Below are 1,751 nucleotides of genomic sequence, written 5' to 3'. Positions count from 1 at the left end.
CTTCCCAACATCCCCACCAAGCAATTCGGCGTATCGTGGTTCCACTCGCCGTTCTTGGTCACCGATAACGCGTACATCCCGTACCAGCCGCTCACCGAGGTGCAGGTCGATGCCCCGTCGACCCTGCAGTTCTTGTTCAACGGCGCGTTCGCCGAAAGGGATGATTTCTGATGAGCGCTTGCGCGAAGAAGAGAGAATCTCTGATGAGCGCTCGCGCGAAGAACAGAGGGCACTGATGAGCGCTTGCGCGAAGAAGAGAGAATCCTGATGCCGGGGCACCGCGGAGTCCTCATCAAGGTCAGCATCTTCACGGTCGTGATGCTGCTGGTCGCCGCGGGCTTGGTGGTGATCTTCGGACAGTTCCGCTTTTCGTCTACCAACACCTACCACGCGATCTTCGAGAATGCCTCGCGGCTCAAGGGAGGGAACGACGTTCGGATCGCCGGGATCCCGGTGGGTAGCGTCAAGGACATCCAGCTGAAGCCCGACAACAAGGTGGACGTCACGTTCGCCGTCGACAAGCGCTACCAGATGTACACCTCGACCAAGGCGGTGATTCGCTACCAGAACCTCGTCGGCGACCGCTTTTTGGAGATCACGTCGGGGCCGGGGGAGCTCCGAAAAGTGCCGCCCGGCGGCACAATTCAGCACACCGAGCCGGCGCTGGACCTCGACGCGCTGCTCGGCGGTTTGCGTCCCGTGCTGAAGGGACTCAACGGGGACAAGGTCAACCAGATCAGCAACGCGATCATCGAGCTGTTGCAGGGTCAGGGCGGCGCGTTGTCGGATCTGTTGTCGAGCACCGGCTCGTTCAGTCAGACGCTGGCCGACCGCTATCAGGTCATCTCCGACGTGATCCACAACCTGAACACCGTGCTGACGACTGTCGACCAGAAGAGCGCCCAGTTCAACCAGAGCATCGACCAGCTACAGCAACTGGTGACCGGGCTGGCGCAGGGCCGCGACCCGATCGCCGGCGCGCTGCAGCCGCTTGCGTCCGCAGCGTCGGATCTGACCGACGTGCTGCAGAGCTCCCGGCGCCCGATTCAAGGGGTCATCGAGAACCTGCGGCCCTTGGCCACCGAGATGGACAACCGCAAGGGCGAGATCAACGCGGTCATCGAGCCACTGGGCGAAAACTACTTACGGCTCAATGCTCTTGGCGCTTACGGCGCATACTTCAACATCTTCTACTGCTCGGTGCGCATCAAGATCAACGGCCCGTCGATCGGACCCCCCACGGGCACGATGTCAGACAGCGACATCCTGCTGCCATTCGGCGGACCGCCTGACCCGTCGAAGGGGAGGTGCTCCGAGAATGGGTGAGGGCCGCAACCCGCTTCGCACCGGAATCATCGGCATCGTGCTGGTGGTCAGCGTGGTGCTGGTGTCATTCGGCTACAACAAGCTGCCCTTCTGGCCTCAGGGCAAGACCTATCAGGCGTACTTCGCCGACGCCGGCGGAATCTCGCCCGGCAACGAGGTCACTGTGTCGGGACTCAAGGTCGGCGACGTGCAAGGCGTCGCACTGGCCGGCGACGTCGCCAAGGTGACCTTCACCGTGGACCGCAAGATCCGAGTGGGCGACCAGTCGCTGGTGTCGATCAAGACAGACACGATCCTGGGCGAGAAGTCGCTGGCGGTGACGCCGGGCGGCAGAGGCGACTCGACGACGATCCCGCTGAGCCGCACCACGGCGCCGTACACACTGAACAACGCTCTGCAGGATCTCGGCCAGACCTCCAGTGAGC

The 1,751-nt window shown here is 62.7% G+C and carries 2 protein-coding genes and 1 pseudogene; all 3 read left to right on the top strand.

Translation table 11 applies throughout. The features are described 5' to 3' along the window. Positions 1–171 (top strand): annotated as a pseudogene (locus WB402_RS06215) (MCE-family protein); the annotation flags it as partial. 96 nt (positions 172–267) lie between these two features. Next, the gene (locus WB402_RS06210) at positions 268–1,326 is read left to right on the top strand and encodes an MCE family protein (RefSeq protein ID WP_424206054.1); all 1,059 of its coding nucleotides are present in this window, start codon (positions 268–270) and stop codon (positions 1,324–1,326) included. Beyond that, a partial coding sequence (locus tag WB402_RS06205) for an MlaD family protein (RefSeq protein ID WP_424206053.1) occupies positions 1,319–1,751 on the top strand: 433 nt, incomplete at its 3' end. The genes WB402_RS06210 and WB402_RS06205, both read left to right, overlap by 8 nt.

It is taken from the genome of Sulfuricaulis sp. (assembly GCF_049587675.1).
Taxonomy (GTDB): domain Bacteria; phylum Pseudomonadota; class Gammaproteobacteria; order Acidiferrobacterales; family Sulfurifustaceae; genus Sulfuricaulis.
The sequence above is the reverse complement of the archived record's forward strand: the minus strand, read 5'-3'. Positions and strand labels throughout refer to the sequence as shown.